General features: G+C 46.8%; 15 protein-coding genes. 4 read left to right on the top strand and 11 right to left on the bottom strand.

Features of this window, described 5'->3' with window-relative positions; translation table 11 throughout:
- Positions 1-270: 270 nt before the first annotated feature.
- From CKQ84_RS07220 to CKQ84_RS07180, 10 genes are all read right to left on the bottom strand, one after another.
- On the bottom strand, positions 271-1,518 hold the full coding sequence (locus tag CKQ84_RS07220) for a glutamate-5-semialdehyde dehydrogenase (protein WP_105250715.1): 1,248 nt from the start codon (positions 1,516-1,518) through the stop codon (positions 271-273).
- A 48-nt stretch (positions 1,519-1,566) separates the two neighbouring features.
- A complete protein-coding gene (gene proB / locus CKQ84_RS07215) occupies positions 1,567-2,667 on the bottom strand; it encodes a glutamate 5-kinase (protein WP_105250714.1) in 1,101 nt (366 codons plus the stop codon).
- A gap of 11 nt (positions 2,668-2,678) precedes the next feature.
- Positions 2,679-4,175, bottom strand: coding sequence for a sodium/proline symporter PutP (gene putP / locus CKQ84_RS07210; protein ID WP_105250713.1), 1,497 nt, complete (start codon positions 4,173-4,175; stop codon positions 2,679-2,681).
- Between the two features lie 3 nt (positions 4,176-4,178).
- The gene (locus CKQ84_RS23855) at positions 4,179-4,355 is read right to left on the bottom strand and encodes a hypothetical protein (protein WP_173913165.1); all 177 of its coding nucleotides are present in this window, start codon (positions 4,353-4,355) and stop codon (positions 4,179-4,181) included.
- A 163-nt stretch (positions 4,356-4,518) separates the two neighbouring features.
- Positions 4,519-6,591, bottom strand: a complete 2,073-nt coding sequence (locus CKQ84_RS07205) for an FUSC family protein (protein ID WP_105250712.1) — start codon at positions 6,589-6,591, stop codon at positions 4,519-4,521.
- A 5-nt stretch (positions 6,592-6,596) separates the two neighbouring features.
- Positions 6,597-7,460, bottom strand: a complete 864-nt coding sequence (locus CKQ84_RS07200) for an HlyD family secretion protein (RefSeq protein WP_105250711.1) — start codon at positions 7,458-7,460, stop codon at positions 6,597-6,599.
- 6 nt (positions 7,461-7,466) lie between these two features.
- Positions 7,467-7,667, bottom strand: coding sequence for a DUF1656 domain-containing protein (locus CKQ84_RS07195; protein WP_105250710.1), 201 nt, complete (start codon positions 7,665-7,667; stop codon positions 7,467-7,469).
- Between the two features lie 181 nt (positions 7,668-7,848).
- Positions 7,849-9,204 carry a glutathione-disulfide reductase gene (gene gorA, locus CKQ84_RS07190; RefSeq protein WP_105250709.1) on the bottom strand — a complete coding sequence of 452 codons (1,356 nt, stop codon included), beginning with the start codon at positions 9,202-9,204 and terminating at the stop codon, positions 7,849-7,851.
- Positions 9,205-9,350: 146 nt separating this feature from the next.
- Positions 9,351-9,917: a hypothetical protein gene (locus CKQ84_RS07185; protein ID WP_105250708.1), complete on the bottom strand. Its 567-nt coding sequence runs from the start codon at positions 9,915-9,917 to the stop codon at positions 9,351-9,353.
- A gap of 152 nt (positions 9,918-10,069) precedes the next feature.
- Positions 10,070-10,861 (bottom strand): hypothetical protein, encoded by a 792-nt coding sequence (locus tag CKQ84_RS07180; protein ID WP_105250707.1) that lies wholly within the window; start codon positions 10,859-10,861, stop codon positions 10,070-10,072.
- A 269-nt stretch (positions 10,862-11,130) separates the two neighbouring features.
- Between CKQ84_RS07180 and prlC the strand changes: the two genes are divergently transcribed.
- Together prlC and CKQ84_RS07170 are read left to right on the top strand one after the other, a co-directional pair.
- Entirely contained in the window at positions 11,131-13,170 is a 2,040-nt protein-coding gene (prlC, locus tag CKQ84_RS07175) for an oligopeptidase A (protein WP_105250706.1), read from the top strand.
- Positions 13,171-13,346: 176 nt separating this feature from the next.
- Entirely contained in the window at positions 13,347-13,877 is a 531-nt protein-coding gene (locus CKQ84_RS07170) for a thioesterase family protein (RefSeq protein WP_011791203.1), read from the top strand.
- 24 nt (positions 13,878-13,901) lie between these two features.
- Here the strand turns inward: CKQ84_RS07170 and CKQ84_RS07165 are convergent, their stop codons facing one another.
- Positions 13,902-14,549, bottom strand: coding sequence for a glutathione S-transferase family protein (locus CKQ84_RS07165; protein ID WP_105250705.1), 648 nt, complete (start codon positions 14,547-14,549; stop codon positions 13,902-13,904).
- Positions 14,550-14,755: 206 nt separating this feature from the next.
- On the opposite strand from CKQ84_RS07165, the gene CKQ84_RS07160 reads away from it, so the two are divergent.
- Together CKQ84_RS07160 and CKQ84_RS07155 are read left to right on the top strand one after the other, a co-directional pair.
- Complete coding sequence (locus CKQ84_RS07160; RefSeq protein ID WP_105250704.1) at positions 14,756-15,445, top strand: DNA-3-methyladenine glycosylase I; 690 nt, start codon at positions 14,756-14,758, stop codon at positions 15,443-15,445.
- 814 nt (positions 15,446-16,259) lie between these two features.
- Positions 16,260-17,405 (top strand): efflux RND transporter periplasmic adaptor subunit, encoded by a 1,146-nt coding sequence (locus CKQ84_RS07155; RefSeq protein WP_105250703.1) that lies wholly within the window; start codon positions 16,260-16,262, stop codon positions 17,403-17,405.
- The last annotated feature ends 6 nt before the right edge of the window (positions 17,406-17,411 follow it).

Below are 17,411 nucleotides of genomic sequence, written 5' to 3'. Positions count from 1 at the left end.
GTGTAAATTGTTTAAGCTGGGTTGTAACTTATTGGCGAATAGCTTGTCAGCGAGCTGTGATAAGCCGTCGCAGTGGGATCTGCACTTTTAGCGCATGCCTTACTATAACTCGGTTTCAGGGCATTGACTGGGAACTCAGGCTGTTGTGGTTTGAGTCAATTTAGCCAACAAAAAGGCCACAGTCGTTACTGACTGTGGCCTTTAATCTTTACAATTGAATCGAAATCCAACGGACTTGTTAAGCCTAAAAGTGTGATTTACACCTTAGGTTTATGCCCGCACTTGGCCTGTGCCTGAGACTAAATACTTCTCAGCGGTCAAGGATTCGAGTCCCATTGGGCCATAGGCATGTAGCTTAGAGGTCGCGATGCCGATTTCTGCTCCAAGGCCGAGTTCGCTGCCGTCGGAGAAGCGCGAAGAGGCATTGACCATTACCACAGAAGCATCGACCGCACGTTGGAAGTGTGCGGCAGTGACTTCGTTTTCGGTGCAAATCACTTCGGTGTGCTGGCTACCAAAACGGGCAATATGTTGGATAGCATGGTCAAAGTGATCGACTTGGCGAATGGCAATTTCGAGATCTAAATACTCTTGGCCGAAATCGTCTTCTTCCATATACGTACAGTTTTCGAAGTAGCCACCTGCTTGAGTACAAGCGTTGATTTTAACCTTATGCTCGGCCAGCGCTTTGGCTACTTTAGGCAAGAATTGCGAGGCAATTTCTTGGTGTACTAATAGGGCTTCGAGGGCATTACATACGCCAGTGCGCTGGGTTTTACCGTTGAGCAGTAAGTCCATAGCAATATCCAGATCGGCATCTTTATCGACGTATAAATGACACACGCCTTTAAAATGCTGGATCACTGGGATTTTACTGTTGTCAGTCACAAAGTTAATCAAGCCTTCGCCGCCGCGGGGAATGATCACATCGATATAATCTCGTTGCTGCAGCAGTTCTAGCATGAGGGCGCGATCTGGGTCTGGCACCACTGTGATTAACGCCTCGGGCAAACCGTATTGTTTCAATACGCTTTGCAAAATAGTGGCGATAATTTTACTGCTGTGTAGCGCCTCTTTACCACCGCGCAAAATCACGGCATTGCCGGATTTAAAGCACAGGGCACCAGCATCGGCGGTGACATTGGGGCGCGCTTCATAAATCATACAAACCACGCCCAATGGAACGCGCATCTTACTGATGGATAAACCATTAGGTCGTTGACCAATATAGCGTTCGTTGCCAATGGGATCGGGTAAGGCGACGATGGTTTCAATGCCTACCGCCATAGCTTCGATACGCTCTGGCGTTAGCGTTAATCGGTCGAGCATGGCAGGGCCGACGTTATCGGCGGTCGCTCTGTGTAAGTCGATTAAATTTGCGCTTTGGATTTCATAGGACTTTTCGCGTAATGAGCGTGCCATATCGAGGAGTACAGTATTTTTAAGCTGTTCGTCAACTTGGGCGAGGATCAGAGCCGCTTTGGCAGCTTCTTGAGATAAATTTTTGATTAAAGTCATATTTACTCCGCTTAGATGTTTACTCGCTTAGTTTTATTCGGCTGATGCTTATTCGAGAATGGCGATGTTTTTCTCGGAAATAATCGGTCCAGTCTTTTGCTGAAATTCACTGGCAAACTCGCGATCGTCTTGGTCCGTAATAAAGCTAAGCAAACAACTGCTGTAATTGGATTTGGCCTTGGCCAATTTAGTGCCATCGTCTTTGCGTACTAAAATGGTGTCACCGACAGAAAAGTCCCCATTGATGGCAACGACATCGTCACTGGTCAATTGCTCGCTATGGATATCAAGGGCGATATTAAAGTCATTTTCAACAATGACTTCGCCTTGAGCCTGCGAGGTATGTGTCATCCAGTGCAAGTGATCCTGCATTGGCTTTTCATCGGGGGTAAATAAGGTTCCTGGGTTTTGGCCCTTCAACAATTGGTTGAATGAGTCGGCATCAAAACCATTGATAATAAAGGTTTCGATCCCGTGGGAAATCGCCTTCTTGGCGGCTTGTATCTTAGTCCGCATTCCCCCCGTACCGACGGCACTGCTGGCGCCGCCTGCCATGGCGTAGATCTCGGCATTAATCTCGGTCACCTGCTTGATAAGCTGTGCATCGGGATATTCATGGGGGTTTTGCGTGTAAAGCCCATTCACATCCGAACAGATAATCAGCGTATCGGCATCGGCCGCCGCGGCGACCATGGCCGAGAGATTATCGTTATCGCCAACTTTGAGTTTGTCGGCGGTGACGGCATCGTTCTCGTTGATGATAGGCAATAGCCCATGTTCGAGTAGGCTGAAAATCGTGTCTTTAATACTGATGTAACGATCTCGATTGCGTAAATCACCGTGGGTTAACAGTAGCTGTGCGGTTGGGAAATCAAATAACTTGTTCCATGTGGCCATCATATCGGCCTGGCCCGCTGCAGCCATGGCTTTCTTCACTGTGACGCTCGGTTTATCAACCTCGCCAAAGTGATGCCATCCTGCAGCGACTGAGCCCGAAGAGACCAAGACAACTTGGATCCCTTGGGCACGACAATAAGTAATAAATTGGGCAATGCCGAGTAAGTAGTGGCTGCTGCAACCTTGTTTGTGTGGAGCAATCAGGGCACTACCTACCTTAACGACAATGCGTTTCCAGGGTAAGTCAGTCATACCTGCGCGCCTCATCTGTCTTCGGCTAAAACACGGCCAGCCTTATGGAATAATTTAGTGGTTTTGGCACAGGGATCAGTATCGAGTAACGAGACTATCCAAATCACCACACTGCTCACGGCAAAGCCGGGGATCATCTCATACACCACTGTGGTTAAAGCTTTACCGTCAGCAAGTACTGGTGCATAAATCCAAAACAGCACTGTGGCTGCGCCTGACACTATGCCGGCAATCGCGGCTTTGTGGGTTAGGTTAGCTTTATACAAGCTAAACAAGACTAACGGACCGAAGGCGGCACCGAATCCTGCCCATGCATTACTCACCAATGACAGCACACTGCTAGAGCGGTCAAGCGCCAGTAGACTTGCGACAATTGCCACGCCTGCTACGCCAAAACGTCCCATTTTCACCATGTCTTTTTCGCTAGATTCTTTCTTCGACAGCACGCGATAGATATCTTCCGTTAGCGAGCTTGATGACACTAATAGTTGCGATGAAATGGTGCTCATGATCGCGGCCAGAATTGCGGCTAATAAGAAGCCACTAATGATCGGATGGAACAACAACTCAGAAAACACGATAAAGATGGTTTCAGGATCGGTCAGCTTCATGCCAAATTTATTGGCGTAAGCGATACCGACAAGACCTGTTGCCAGTGCACCCACAATGGTCACTGTCATCCAGCCCATACCTATGTGTCTGGCGGTTTTAATGTCAGCGACTGAACGAATTGCCATAAAGCGCACAATAATGTGCGGTTGGCCAAAGTAACCGAGTCCCCAAGATAAGCTTGAGATAAGCCCTAACATAGTGACGTTCTGCATGGCATCGGTGAAGTGTGGAATCGATTGATACGCAAAGTTCAGCATAGTGTCAGCGCTGGTAAACTCTTGATATGCCACCACGGGCACTAAGATTAAAGCGACAAACATGATACAGCCTTGGACAAAGTCAGTGAGGCTCACTGCTAAGAATCCGCCCAACAAGGTATAAGAAACCACTACGCCGAGGGTGACGACTAAACCAATGTTGTAGTTCAGGCCAAATGCTGACTCAAATAACTTACCGCCAGCCACTAAACCCGCTGAGGTATACAAGGTAAAGAAGATCACAATGATCACGGCCGAGATAATACGGATACTGCCGTTGGCATTGCCGAAGCGTTTAGCAAAAAACTCCGGGATAGTAAGGGCGTTATCCGCGACTTCGGTATAGACCCTTAATTTGGGTGCAACAACCAAGTAATTAATTAGAGCACCAATTAATAGTCCAAGTGCGATGTAAATGGTTTCGAAACCAACCAAAAACATTGCACCGGGAAGACCCATTAGCATCCAGCCACTCATGTCAGATGCACCCGCTGAGAGTGCGGTGACCTGTGGGCTCACCTTGCGGCCGCCCAAAATATAGCCGGATACATCGTTTGTGGATTTTTTATAGGCGAATAAGCCAATAGCAAGCATGGCGATAAAGTAAATTGCTAAGGAAACGTAAGCCAGGTAATTCATGGGTTATTTGTCTCCTAACGCTTTGTTATTTTGAATAATACTCGGTTTCAAAATGACAAAGAGATAGGTGCTTAATATTGCGCATAAACACATAAACTGCACGGTTTCCTTGGCGTGTAATCGGGTAAAGCTTGCTACTTGCGAGATAAGATTTTCCTCTGGTGGGTTCTCCGTAGACATAATTGCTCCTTGGTTGATAATTGAATTTATATCACCAATATAGTTAGTGATCTAACTATATTAAGGCATTTTATCGGCCAAATATCAAGCTTCTATTGGATTTAAATGGTTTTGGCGGCAGCACGAGAGTGGCTTTGGGGGCGGAAAATAGTTTGAGAACTGACTATTTTGCTGAGGTGTTTTTCTGCTCGGCGATACTGTTGGCGGTACGTTCGAAGGTTAAGGTGATGCGTTCAAACATCCCAGTAATCAGAGTGAATTGTTCGTGGGGTAACGGGCATTGCGCCAGCGCTTGTAATAAGGCTTCGCTGCTGGTGTTAAACTCTTCTGCGACTTGGCCGTGGGCGCAGGCGATAAATGCCTGACCTAAATTGTGTTGCCAGAGGTTGAGTGCATTTTCTAAGCCTAAGTCTGAGTGCGTATCTGAAATCCCCTGCAACATGCGTCGCATTCGAATCGACACATGGCCTAGATTAAGTGCAGTGAACACCAGATCGGTAAATACCCTCGAACTCTTGCCCGAGCCTTTTTCGTAACTGGCTATCCGCAGCAGTCGATCGCCCATGCGGGCGTTAAACCAAGGCTCAGGATCGTTATGCTGCGCGATATGCACTAGATCTTTTTGGATGGATTGCAGCAGACGATATTGCATCAAACGCTGGCTAGGTTCGGTAATCAATTTAAACAACCAATACAGCACAGTGACGCCAACAAAAATCGCTAAGGCATTGCTGACAGTGTTTTCTATCGCAAATGAAATGGTATTACTGGGCTGTACTAATACCGCAAACGGCACGCAAATCCCGAGACCATAGGGCAAGGTCGGTCGATTCGCTAAGGCGAGTAGTCCAATAAAAAAGGGGCCTGCGAGCACTAAAATGAGGATTTCGAAATCGCCACTACTCTCTGCCAGCAAAGGTAAAGCGTAAAACACTGTGAGGGGCACAGCGATAGTGATACCGACAAGAATACGGCGCAAAATCGTGGTTAGTATCGGCAGTGGCTGGCGCGCCATCATGATGGAAAAGACCACAGGCATCAGGATCATCATGAGTACCGCACTCGACCCTGTGCCGATCCACAGCGAAGCCCCAATGACAAATACCGCCATGCTGCGTAGACCGGTCGTAAACCCTATCAGTGGATCTCGGTGAAATTCCATTGGCGGCGCGTTGAGTTGTACCGCAGAATTGCTTGTCAGCACGTTATAACTCTTGAGCACCATGATCAGATCGGCGCTTAACTCCATCGCAACTTTGAGTAAGCGAGTCTCTAATGGGGTTCGGTCGCGGTATTGCATCAGGTTTTGCTGGAGTTGATACCTTAGGGTACGCGCCATTTTGTAGCATTCTTGGTCATCAGTGGATTGTGCCATCAGGGTAAAACTGCTGCGCATATTGGCTAAGGTTTTCGCGAGCGGTTCGCTGACCAGATGGGAGTGATTACGTTGTAATCGGCCAAATATTTGGATTGCCGCCAACAGCGAAAGGGTTTTATTGCAGAGAAAGTTTGCCGCATGGCTCTGCCCGCGTCCTTCGGGGCCTTCATAAATCACCGCGCTGGAGTCGTCACTCAGCGCCGATACTGACTCCATAATCGTGTCGATATGTTCATGGCGGCTCGCATGTACGCCCTGTAAATCTAGTTCTAATGCAAGATAGTTAAGCGTTTGATTAATTGTGTTTTTAGCATGCAGTTGTAGACCTTGTTTTACCTTGCTCGGCCAAAGTAGCGAGCTGACCAAGACGGCACAAATTGCGCCGACGATAATTTCGCTGATCCTCGCCTGCGCCACATCGAATATTTTTGCACTATCGGCTGTGCTCGGGCTCGCCATCACAATGAGCACTATCAAGCAGGCTGTCATGCCCGCCATAGCAAAGGCATAGACAAAGTTTTGCTGGCGCACCATGGCCGACAACCCAGAATTTAACCCTATCCAGCAGGCGAGTAATCCTAAGGCGAGTTCGGGATAGGGCGTAAACCCGTTGAGTATGGCAATCCCCGCGAGCGCACCGACTAAGGTGCCGCCAATTTGGCATAAGCCCTTTTCGATAACGAGGCCACTTTCGGGGCGAATTTGCAAAAATACTGCCGACACCAGCGCCCAATATGGCCGTTCTAAATTTAAGAACATGGCCACATATAAGGCGAGCGTCATCGAAATCACGCCTTTAATCGCGAAGATGAGGGTTCGTCGGTCAGGAAAAAATAAACTCTTAAGTAACAGCGTCATAATGACTATTTGTCAGTCTGTAGCTGGATGGAAACTGTCATGCCGACGCTCAGCTCTATGTCCTTAGGAATGCTGTCTAGCTGGATATCGACCGGAATACGTTGTGACAATCTCACCCAATTAAAGGTTTGGCCGATTTGCGGTAATAACTGCCCATTAGTGGTGACATTGGTATTGGCGATTGCCTTACCTATGCTGACCACTTTGCCGTGCAAGACATGGCCACCACTCATTAGGCTGACATCGGCGTTTTGACCTATGTGAACCAAGGGGATTTTGGTTTCTTCAAAATAGCCTGTGATATAGAGAGAGTCTTGTTTGACGAGCGAAAATACTGAGTTGCCTTTGCTGACATAGTTGCCATTACGCAGGCTTAAATTGATCAGGGTGCCATTTTCGGGGGCGTGAATTTGCGTCCGCGCTAAGTCAATTTTGGCGGTATTCAATTGTGCCTGTGCGAGTTCATAACTGGTTCTTGCCAGTTCGGTATTGATAAAGGCTTCGTCGAAGGTTTCTTTGCTGACTAAGTTGGCGTTGGTCAAACCAATACGGCGTTTGTATTTATGTTTTGCCAGTTCCCATGCTAATTTTTGGCTTTCCGCTTTGGCATTCAATTCGGCAATGGTGGCTTTGTAGCGGGTATCGTCCACTGTGAACAATACATCACCTTTATTAACGACTTGATTGTCTTTTACATTCAGTTGGTTTACCCAACCGGATACATCTGGCGCTATGGTAATGATTTCGGCGCGAACTCGGCCGTCGCGGGTCCAAGGAGAATAAAGGTAGTGCGACCATATCCAATGTCCGGCGATACCTGCAACCGCGACCACAATGAGGGTGAGGCTGATACGAAAGATTTTTCCCATGAACAATCAACTCCCAAGCAAGTAAATGACCAAAGCCAGATAGCAGATAAACAGCCCAACTTCGAACCAAGCTGCGCGCCACAGCTTGTGATAGAGCCCAGTTTGATAGAGTACCCAGCGAGTGATGCAGGAAAGCAGAAAAGCTAAGGGGATAAAGATAATTAATGGACTAAATAACAAACCATCGAACGCGAGTTCTTTAAGCATTACGCTATTCATCCCGATAACAGTGGCGCAGCGATAACCGCGCTAGGTGTTTAAAATGCAAAGTACTCAGTCGAGATTATAGGAAAGTCGCGTGAGAGTTAATGGTTTTATACTATCTGTGATCAATTAGGGCCAGCATAAGCTGGCCCTAAATATGATGAAATCAAAGCGAAAATCGCTTCTACCTCATGGTAACAAACTCTTCCGCGCCCGTTGGGTGGATAGCAACGACCGCATCGAAATCGGCCTTAGTCGCGCCCATTTTCATGGCGACGCCGAAACCTTGAAGGATTTCGTCCATACCAAAACCAATACCATGAATACCGACGACTTTTTCGTCATTGCCAGCGCAGACTAACTTCATCTTACAGGCTTGGCGATGGGCCGTAACGGCGGTGTACATGGAGGTAAACGTCGACGTATACACTTTGACGTTATCGTCGCCGTATTGAGTGCGCGCTTCTGGTTCGGTCAAGCCCATAGTGCCGATTGGTGGATGGCTGAACACGACCGTTGGGATCAGGCTGTAATCCATTTTGGCATCTGTCATACCGTTAAATAAACGCTCGGACAACAAACGGCCCGCTTTAACCGCAACAGGGGTGAGCTCTACGCCGCCCGCCATAATGTCGCCGACACAGTAAATCCCTTTGTGAGTTGTATTTTGCTGCTCATCAGTGATGACATAGCCTTTGCTATCTAATTGCACTTCGGTATTTTCTAGGCCGATATTGCCTGTTGCAGGTGAGCGGCCAATTGCCCAAATTAGGCAATCGACTGTAATGCTTTCACCGTTTTCTAAGTTTAATGTCAGGCTGTCATCGGCATTTTTAACCACGGCTTTTGGCACGCTATGGGTGTGTAATGTCGGGCCTTCGGTTGCCATCGCATCGACGAGAGCATCGACTAATATAGGGTCAAAGTTACGCAGCGGCGCATGTTTACGCACTAATAAGTGAGTTTCACTGCCCAGAGCGTGTAACACGCCAGCGACTTCAACAGCGATATAACCCGCGCCAACAACGGCAACGCGCTTAGGTTGCTCGCGTAGGGCGAAGAAACCATCGGAGTCGATACCGTATTCAGCGCCAGGAATATTCGGAATAGTCGGTGCGCCGCCAGTGGCGATGAGGATGTGATCGGCGGTGTAATGTTCGCCGTCCACTTCGATGGTGTTGCCATCCACAAAACGGCCGTAACCATTTAACAGGGTCACTTTATTGTTGGCAAAACCACGGCCATAGGCATCGTGAATGCGACCAATGTAGGCTTCGCGGTTTTCGACCAAAGTATTCCAATCGAATTTATTAACAGTGACGTCGAAACCATAATCTTTGGCGTAAAGGTTCATCGCTTCGGCAACATGGGCGCCATACCACATGACTTTTTTGGGCACACAACCTACGTTTACACAGGTGCCACCCACGTGTTTGGCTTCGATGAGTAGAACCTTAGCACCACGCATTGCCGCTCGGTTTGCTGAGGCGATACCGCCGCTGCCTGCGCCTAGGCAGATATAGTCAAAATGTTGAGCCATGAGTTTCTCCGTCTTACTTCAAGGATGAGATGCTTTACAGCAGAAGGTCATTGTAGGGGGCTTTGCGGTAACAGACCAGCCTATTGCATCACTAACGTATAAGGCATTGCTTTTAATAAAAATACTCCTAAAGTTGCATTCAGTTGTTATCGTGTGGCTGTTTCGCGGCGATATTGGCACTTAGAGTGATCGTTTTGAGCTGGGCCTTCTGCACCACATTTCAAACATTGCCACTCCTTTTGGCGGGCGCTGAGTTCATCGGCTTGATGCTTAGCAGCGTTATCTTGCTTGTCGCCGAGTAGGGACTCTAGCTGATCCATACGTTTATCGAGCCAACGGCAGTTAGGATCATTGGCGACATGTTCACGACTGGCGAGCTGTTGTTTGCGACTGAGTTTTTTACTCTTAGCGGCTTTGTTCGATTGAGTGGCTTTAGTTGATTTAGTGGTTTTGGATGGCTCTGCGGGTGTGACAGTGGGGGGTGAATACTCGAATGCACTTTGCACTTGGTTAGGCACATTAATCGGCTTGCCCTCATTGTCGAGCAAAGTGCCTAGGGGCAAAGGCGCGGTTTGTGTCGGTTGCGCTAAGGACTCTAGACTCGGTTCAGGCTCTGGTACCTGCTGCGCATTAGTCGAGCTTGTTACTGGGATAAAAAGCAGGGGCAAGGTAATGACAGCGGTTCGGATAAAATAGAAATGATACGTTAACATTCCCTGTTCCTCGGCAAAATCGATATGAATAGTGAGTCGCTCCGTCGACATTTTGAGTTTAGTTAGTGAGCTTTGTTTTTGCCAAATGTCGCGGGATAAATTGACAGAGGAAGGTTGCAATACGGCGCTAGAAACACAGAGCTAAAACGACGTTAAAACGTTATCGCAAAGTGGATGCCAGCATAGGTTTGATCCTGTGAACTCATATCGCCATTGGCTGAGGCTTCTTGCTCAATATCACTCTGGGCAATGCTGTGGCTAATGTGTCCGCTAATACTCATGCTTGGGGTCAGTTGATAATTCGCTTCGAGGCCAAACTGCAGGTTATTACTGCCATCGTGTTCTTCTGTGCGGTATTTAAAATCAAACCCTTGAGTGATATAGGGCGTGAGGTTGAACTGGTCTGTGATATTCCAATAACTGTGCAAACTCACTTCAACAAAGTAGCCTGCCGCCTCTGTGGAATAGACATAACTCACCGATGGTACCAACCAAGCTGTGGCGCTGTAGGCGAGTTCTGCAAATAGCTCGTTATCTTGGCAGCGGCTATTGCTATAGCCTTCAATGCGCTGATATCCCAGATTGGCCTCTAGGTTTTCGGCTAAGTTGAACCCATATTCAAGGCCGATATTCCACTCTGTATAGGCTTGGCTATCACCGCGTCCGACTAAGGCATAAGTGGTTAAGTTGCCGTGTTGAACGGCAGCATTGAGCCAATAAATACCCCCATTTTGCAAGTTATTGCGACCCTGTGAGACATATTTGCTGTCCCAACCTAAATCCAGCGTCACCGCCAAAGGTTCTGTCATCTGGCGGGGTAATATGGTGTTTGAAATACTATCGACTTGTTCTAGGCCCTCATTAGCAACTGCGTTGTGACTAAGGCAGTTGATCCCTAATGTGCAGAGGACGCTGGCGATAAGTTTCACTGAGTGTGTTGCCATATTTTTGCTGATTTTGGTCGAGGTACGTTAGTTATGCAGATAATACCTTGCCCACATACAAACATTAATGCGAATTGATTCGATTTGCGATCGAGATTGCAACAATGTGTAGGTAAATAAAACGTAAATCCTAAATGCGAACTAGTTCACTTTTTTTCAAGGGAAATAGGGTTAAGTAAGGCGTTCGAAGGGGACAATCGGTTTTCTCGCCTTGATAAATAGGCCATTAGCCCTTATTTATAACAGATACAGATTGTTGAGGAGTCAATATGAGCAACCCTTTGCTTAGCGGCGCAAAATTACCGCTTTTTTCACAGATTAAACCGGAACATATTCAAGTCGCCGTTGAGCATGCCATTGCTCAGTGCCGCACTAAGATTGATGAAGTGCTGCAGAACCAAGGTCCTTTTACGTGGGACAACTTGGTCGCGCCATTAGAACAGGTTGACGATGAGCTAAGCCAAATTTGGTCGCCCGTTTCTCATATGAATTCAGTGACTAGCACAGATGAGTGGCGTGCCGCCCATGATGCTTGTTTACCTCTTTTATCGGAATACGGTACTTACGTTGGCCAACACCAAGGTTTGTATCAAGCCTATAAAGCGCTGCGAGCATCCAATGAATTTGCACAATTGAGCCAAGCCCAGCAGATGGTGATAGAGCACAGCCTGCGCGACTTTGAACTATCGGGTATTGGTTTAGATGACGCGCAAAAAGTGCGTTATGGCGAGATTGTAAAACGTCTTTCTGAACTCACCAGTGGTTTTTCGAATCAATTACTGGATGCGACGCAAGCTTGGACTAAGTTGATCACTGATGAAGCTGAGCTTGCTGGTTTGCCCGAGTCTGCCAAAGCCGCCGCTAAAGCGATGGCGCAGTCGCGTGAGCTAGAAGGTTGGTTATTTACCTTAGATTTCCCCTCTTATCTACCCGTCATGACCTACAGCGAAAACCGCAGTCTTAGGGAAGAATGCTACCGTGCGTTTGTCACTCGCGCTTCAGATCAAGGTCCCAATGCCGGAGAGTTTGATAACAGCCCGCTGATGGACGAAATTCTTGCTTTGCGCCACGAACTCGCATTGTTACTCGGTTTTGATAGTTTTGCTGACAAATCTCTGGCGACGAAAATGGCTGAAACACCGGCGCAGGTGATGGCATTTTTAAATGAGTTAGCGCTGCGCTCAAAGGATCAAGCTAAGGCAGAACTGGCTGAGCTGAGAGCGTTTGCCGAGGCCGAATATGGCGTGACTGAAATGGCCTCTTGGGACTTAAGTTTCTATGCTGAGAAGTTGCAGCAGCATAAGTATGAGATTTCACAGGAAATCCTGCGTCCGTATTTCCCCGAAGATAAAGTGCTCTCGGGGTTGTTCTACACAGTATCGCGTTTGTTCGGCCTTAAAATCCTTGAGCAAAAGGATTTTGACCGATGGCATAAAGACGTGCGTTTCTTCGATATTTTCGACGAAACTGACGAACACAGAGGTAGTTTCTACCTCGATTTATATGCCCGCACAGGTAAACGTGGTGGTGCTTGGATGGATGACTGCCGTGTGCGCCGTCAAACCGCTAATGGATTACAAAAGCCAGTGGCTTATTTGACCTGTAACTTTAATGGTCCGGTCGATGGCAAACCCGCGCTGTTTACCCATGATGAAGTGACAACCCTGTTCCACGAATTTGGCCATGGTATCCACCACATGCTGACCAAAATCGATGTTGCAGGCGTGTCGGGCATCAATGGTGTGCCTTGGGATGCGGTCGAGTTACCAAGTCAATTTATGGAAAACTGGTGTTGGCAGGAAGAAGCATTAGCCGAAATTTCTGGCCACTTCGAAACGGGCGAGCCATTACCTAAAGCCTTGTTGGATAAAATGCTGGCGGCGAAAAATTTCCAGTCTGGCATGATGATGCTGCGTCAACTCGAGTTCTCATTGTTCGATTTTAGAATGCACCACGAATACGACCCAGCTAAAGGCGCGCGCATACAAGAAACCTTAGACGAAGTGCGTCGTCAGGTGGCCGTATTAACGCCGCCGGATTTTAACCGTTTCCAACATGGATTTGCCCATATTTTTGCGGGCGGTTATGCCGCAGGTTATTACAGCTATAAATGGGCAGAAGTGCTGTCGGCGGATGCGTTTTCCCGCTTCGAAGAGGAAGGTATCTTTAACCCTGAAACGGGTCGTCGCTTCCTGCACAATATCCTCGAAATGGGTGGTTCAGCCGAGCCGATGGACTTGTTCAAACAGTTTATGGGACGCGAGCCGAATATCGATGCCCTGTTAAGACATTCAGGTATTGCTGCATAAGCAATTGTGAGTTTTGATAAATCAGCCCCTTTTAATGGGATGATTATCTGAGGGTATTTAGCTTAATCGAACGATAAAAAGACGCCCTAGGGCGTCTTTTTTTGTGAGCTATATCCCGCTTGCCCTGTGGTATGACCTCTGTTAGCCTGTGGCTCTTATTTCAAGGGCGGCGCGTTATGAATCTGTATTTTCGTTTGTTTTGGTTGTTATTCTGGCGCACGCGCCATTGTCGTAAGATCGATTTTCTAGGGACAAGCCGTATCACTTATCGTGCTTTACCGAGCGATTGCGACATTAATTTCCATCTCACTAATTCTCGCTATCCCGCGTTTATGGATCTGGCGCGGACTTATATGTTGGCTGAGATGGGTCTGCTGAAACGTTTCTTAAAGTTGAAGTGGATGCCGATAGTCAACGCCGCCGAATTTACCTATATTCGCGATATCAAGCCGCTGAAAACCTTTGAGATTGAAACCAAAGTCGTCGGTTGGGATGAAAAGTATTTTTATATTGAACAACGCTTTGTGAGCGAACGTGGCCTACATTGTATCGTTCATGTACGCGGTGTGTTTGTGTGCAAAGGTAAGCAAGTGCCGCTAGATGTACTAGTGAAAGAAGCGGGTTATACCGATCCTGCACCTGAGTTGCCGCCAGAAGTCGTGAAGTGGAAAGCGTTTTTGCAGTTGAAGAAAGAACGCAATATGTGATTGTGTTGAGGCATGGCTTACTCGTTAAGGTATGCCTCTTATTCCTGCCGTTTCCTCCATCTCAGCCAGTAACACCTCTTCTTGTACTAACATCCAAGCGCCACGCAGTTGTGCCTGTTGCCAATAGCGCACGATTTCATCTAAATCCAACAGGTTTAGATGTTGGAAGCTATAGCTTAAACAAGGGATGAGTGCACAGTCGGCTAAGGTAAAACTGTCGCCACAGACCCAATGATGTTGTGTGAGTTGCGCGTCTAAGCGTTGAAACTGTGTCAGTAGTTGCTTCTCTAATTGTTTGATTTCGAATTCATTACTGTCTTCTATATGCTTTAACTTTTCTAATTGAAATAATGGGTTGTTAATATCATTGTCTATGATGCGATCGAACAAACGTACCTGTAAGTTGCGTTGTGGTTCTTGTGGCAGCAGCTGGGTACTGTTTTGAAAATACCTATCTAAGTACTCGATAATAATGCTGGATTCGGGTATCAGCTGTTCATTTTGGGCTTTAAGCAGGGGGATTCGCGCTTGCGGATAATGTTGGTGAAATTCCTTGCGGGACAAAGGGTCGCGTAGATCTATGATTCTGGGGTAGAAGTTGGCCTGCTTTTCATAAAGTGCGATGAGCACTTTCTGTGAATAGCGTGATAACGGGTGATAAAAAAGCTCCATAGGCACTCACTCCAAACCCAGTCTTTTACGGACTTTACGTTTTAACTTTAGTCGTAATTGAAGCGCTTGCTGTAAGAGTTTTCTTAAAAAATGCTGGAATAAACACAATTTTTCTTGGCAAAGCCAAGTGATCCATCAGGGATAAAAATCGGTATTATGAGCCCATATAGGAAGTGTCGGGATTTAATCATTTTAAAGGTAATAATATGAGCCAGTTAGAGCGTTTTTCATCTATTTATGCCAGAGCCAGTGAGCGCAAAGGCGGACCTGCTGGACTCGAAGCCTTATTGTCTGGTTGCCTGTCTGATGATGAAATTCGCCAATATCGGGATGCTGAATTATTGTCGGCGATGAGCCGTCAGGTGTTTCAAAGTGGTTTTGTATGGCGAGTGGTTGTTAACAAATGGCCCGAGTATGAGAAGTCTTTCTTTGGGTTCGAACCGCATAAAGTATTAATGTTATCGCCTGAGCAAATTCAAGCGCGGGCAAGTGATGCGACCTTGATTCGCCATCTTAAAAAGACTCAAGCTATTTATGATAACGCTCTGATGATCCACGATGTTGCTCGCGAACATGGCAGTTTGGCGCAACTGATCGCCGCTTGGCCGACACAGGATATTATTGGTTTGTGGGCGTTGTTGAAGAAACGCGGTACTCGATTGGGCGGCAATACGGGTCCCTATTTTCTGCGCGGTATTGGCAAAGATACTTTTTTGTTAACCGATGATGTACAAGGCTATTTTAAAGCACATAAGTTAGTCGATACGGGTTTTTCATCACAAACGGCGCTTAAGCAAGTGCAAGCCGTATTTAATCAGTGGCAACAGGAGTCGGGTCGTTGTTTGGCTGATATCAGCCGTATTCTGGCTTGCAGCGTGGGCGATAATCGAATTTAGTCCTGTTAAGTTGTGATTGAAGATGAACAAATTAGTTTTAATAGACAAATATTGCTTTGCTAGCAATATTTTTCATTACAGAAGCATTATTTGTGGGAGTCTGAGTTTCATTTAATGGGGTATTAATCTGAATTTCGGGTTTGCTCCGTTTTGGGGTAACCACTAAAATAGCTCGCTAGCTATTATTTGTGGCTGTTTAATTGTGTGGCGTTGGCTCATAACGCTGGCGCTGCATTTTAGCCGTGCACAAATAGTAGATGTAATAAATTGCACAGCAATCCGCTATCGGATGTATTCATGTTTTTACGCGCAAGCAGTCTGAAGCCAGCTCTTTGCTTACTCTCTTTCGGTATTGTCAGTCTTGATAGGGTCGTTTTTAACGACTTGATGCTGAGAGTGGCCTGAGTAAAAACAAGCGCGCTGCGTTTTCGTCTCTATGTACAAATTATTGCAACAAGTGACGGTTAAGCTAACGTCATTGAGCTGTGGGCCTTGGCCTGCCGCAAGTCTAGAATATGAACAGATTTGCAACATATTCAATATGGAGTAGGCTTATTGGGTGTTTTACGGCATATCCCCCTAACAATGCCACTCAAAGTTAACCGATTTTTTAAATCGAATAACAATTCGATGAATATAGTAATGCTGAATGAGTGAAAATTTTCATTAGTTTACAATTTAGTTTCGTTATCTTCCTTGTTGATTCATATAGGCTATGAGATAAATAACGGATTTGATTTTAGTTACAATTACGGCTCGTGTCAGCGCAATAAGTGTACTGGTATGTGGGCAGTTAATATTTGAAGGAGTTCTCATGCGGCAGACAATTAAACTTGCCTCAGTTATAAGCGTGGCGTTATGGATGGCAGCTTGCAGCCCTCAAGAAGAGAGCGCTCAGGCGGGTGCTGGTCCACGTAGTATGGAAGTGGGAATCCTTAATGTTGTTGCCCAGCCACAAGTGATTCAGGTGGAATTACCAGGACGCAGTAAAGCTTTCCTCGAGGCTGAAGTTCGTCCACAGGTTAACGGTATTATCACTAAGCGTAGTTTTGTTGAAGGTGGCAATGTGAAACAGGGTGAATCTCTGTATCAGATTGATTCTTCAACTTATAAAGCTGCTTTAGTGAGTGCCAATGCTGATTTAGCCAGAGCGAATGCGGGCTTAGCCTCAGCAAAAGCTAAGGCGGCACGTTATCAGCAATTGGTAAAAACCAACGCCATCAGTAAGCAAGAGTTCGATGAAGCTGAAGCGGCTTATAAAGAAGCATTAGCGAATGTAACCGTGGCTGAAGCTGCGATTAACACCGCTAAAATCAACCTGCAATATACTGAAGTATTAGCGCCTATCTCTGGTCGTATCGGTAAATCGAGTGTGACTGCGGGTGCGTTAGTCACTGCCAACCAGAGCCAAACGCTGGCGACGATTCAACAACTTGATCCTATCAATGTGGATATCGCGCAATCGAGTGCTCAGTTGTTACGTCTTAAAGCTAAGTTGCAGCAAGGTAAACTACAAGCTTCAGAAAATGCAGACGTGAAATTATTGCTTGAAGATGGCACTCAATATAGTCATCCGGGTAAGTTGCAGTTCGCTGAAGTGAGCGTGGATCCAAACACTGGCTCAGTTATTCTGCGCGCAGAATTCCCTAACCCTGAAGGTATCTTGTTACCTGGCATGTATGTTCGCGCTATGTTAAATGCGGGCACTGATCCACAGGCTATCTTGGTTCCACAAAAAGCGATTACGCGTAACTCTAAGGGTGAAGCTGTGGCTATGGTGGTGAATGACCAAGGTTTAGTCGAAGCGAAAACAGTGACGACCGCAGAAGTGATTAACAACCAATGGCGAGTTACTTCTGGTTTAACTGTGGGCGACAAGTTGATTGTGGAAGGATTACAGAAAGTTCGTCCCGGCGCTCCAGTAACCACCAAAGTTATTTCTGAAACGCAAGCACAATAGGGCATA

Origin of the sequence: Shewanella sp. WE21 (genome assembly GCF_002966515.1) — a bacterium.
Taxonomy (GTDB): domain Bacteria; phylum Pseudomonadota; class Gammaproteobacteria; order Enterobacterales; family Shewanellaceae; genus Shewanella; species Shewanella oncorhynchi.
This window is presented reverse-complemented; position numbering and strand designations above follow the sequence as displayed.

Excerpts from the sequence above, each read along its gene's own strand:
- CKQ84_RS07205 (WP_105250712.1), bottom strand. The coding sequence starts at position 6,591 with ATGACGCTGTTACTTAAGAGTTTATTTTTTCCTGACCGACGAACCCTC.
- gorA (WP_105250709.1), bottom strand. The coding sequence starts at position 9,204 with ATGGCTCAACATTTTGACTATATCTGCCTAGGCGCAGGCAGCGGCGGT.
- CKQ84_RS07170 (WP_011791203.1), top strand. The coding sequence starts at position 13,347 with ATGAATCTGTATTTTCGTTTGTTTTGGTTGTTATTCTGGCGCACGCGC.
- CKQ84_RS23855 (WP_173913165.1), bottom strand. The coding sequence starts at position 4,355 with ATGTCTACGGAGAACCCACCAGAGGAAAATCTTATCTCGCAAGTAGCA.
- CKQ84_RS07155 (WP_105250703.1), top strand. The coding sequence starts at position 16,260 with ATGCGGCAGACAATTAAACTTGCCTCAGTTATAAGCGTGGCGTTATGG.
- putP (WP_105250713.1), bottom strand. The coding sequence starts at position 4,175 with ATGAATTACCTGGCTTACGTTTCCTTAGCAATTTACTTTATCGCCATG.
- CKQ84_RS07165 (WP_105250705.1), bottom strand. The coding sequence starts at position 14,549 with ATGGAGCTTTTTTATCACCCGTTATCACGCTATTCACAGAAAGTGCTC.
- CKQ84_RS07160 (WP_105250704.1), top strand. The coding sequence starts at position 14,756 with ATGAGCCAGTTAGAGCGTTTTTCATCTATTTATGCCAGAGCCAGTGAG.
- CKQ84_RS07180 (WP_105250707.1), bottom strand. The coding sequence starts at position 10,861 with ATGGCAACACACTCAGTGAAACTTATCGCCAGCGTCCTCTGCACATTA.
- CKQ84_RS07220 (WP_105250715.1), bottom strand. The coding sequence starts at position 1,518 with ATGACTTTAATCAAAAATTTATCTCAAGAAGCTGCCAAAGCGGCTCTG.
- prlC (WP_105250706.1), top strand. The coding sequence starts at position 11,131 with ATGAGCAACCCTTTGCTTAGCGGCGCAAAATTACCGCTTTTTTCACAG.
- CKQ84_RS07195 (WP_105250710.1), bottom strand. The coding sequence starts at position 7,667 with ATGCTTAAAGAACTCGCGTTCGATGGTTTGTTATTTAGTCCATTAATT.
- CKQ84_RS07185 (WP_105250708.1), bottom strand. The coding sequence starts at position 9,917 with ATGTTAACGTATCATTTCTATTTTATCCGAACCGCTGTCATTACCTTG.
- proB (WP_105250714.1), bottom strand. The coding sequence starts at position 2,667 with ATGACTGACTTACCCTGGAAACGCATTGTCGTTAAGGTAGGTAGTGCC.
- CKQ84_RS07200 (WP_105250711.1), bottom strand. The coding sequence starts at position 7,460 with ATGGGAAAAATCTTTCGTATCAGCCTCACCCTCATTGTGGTCGCGGTT.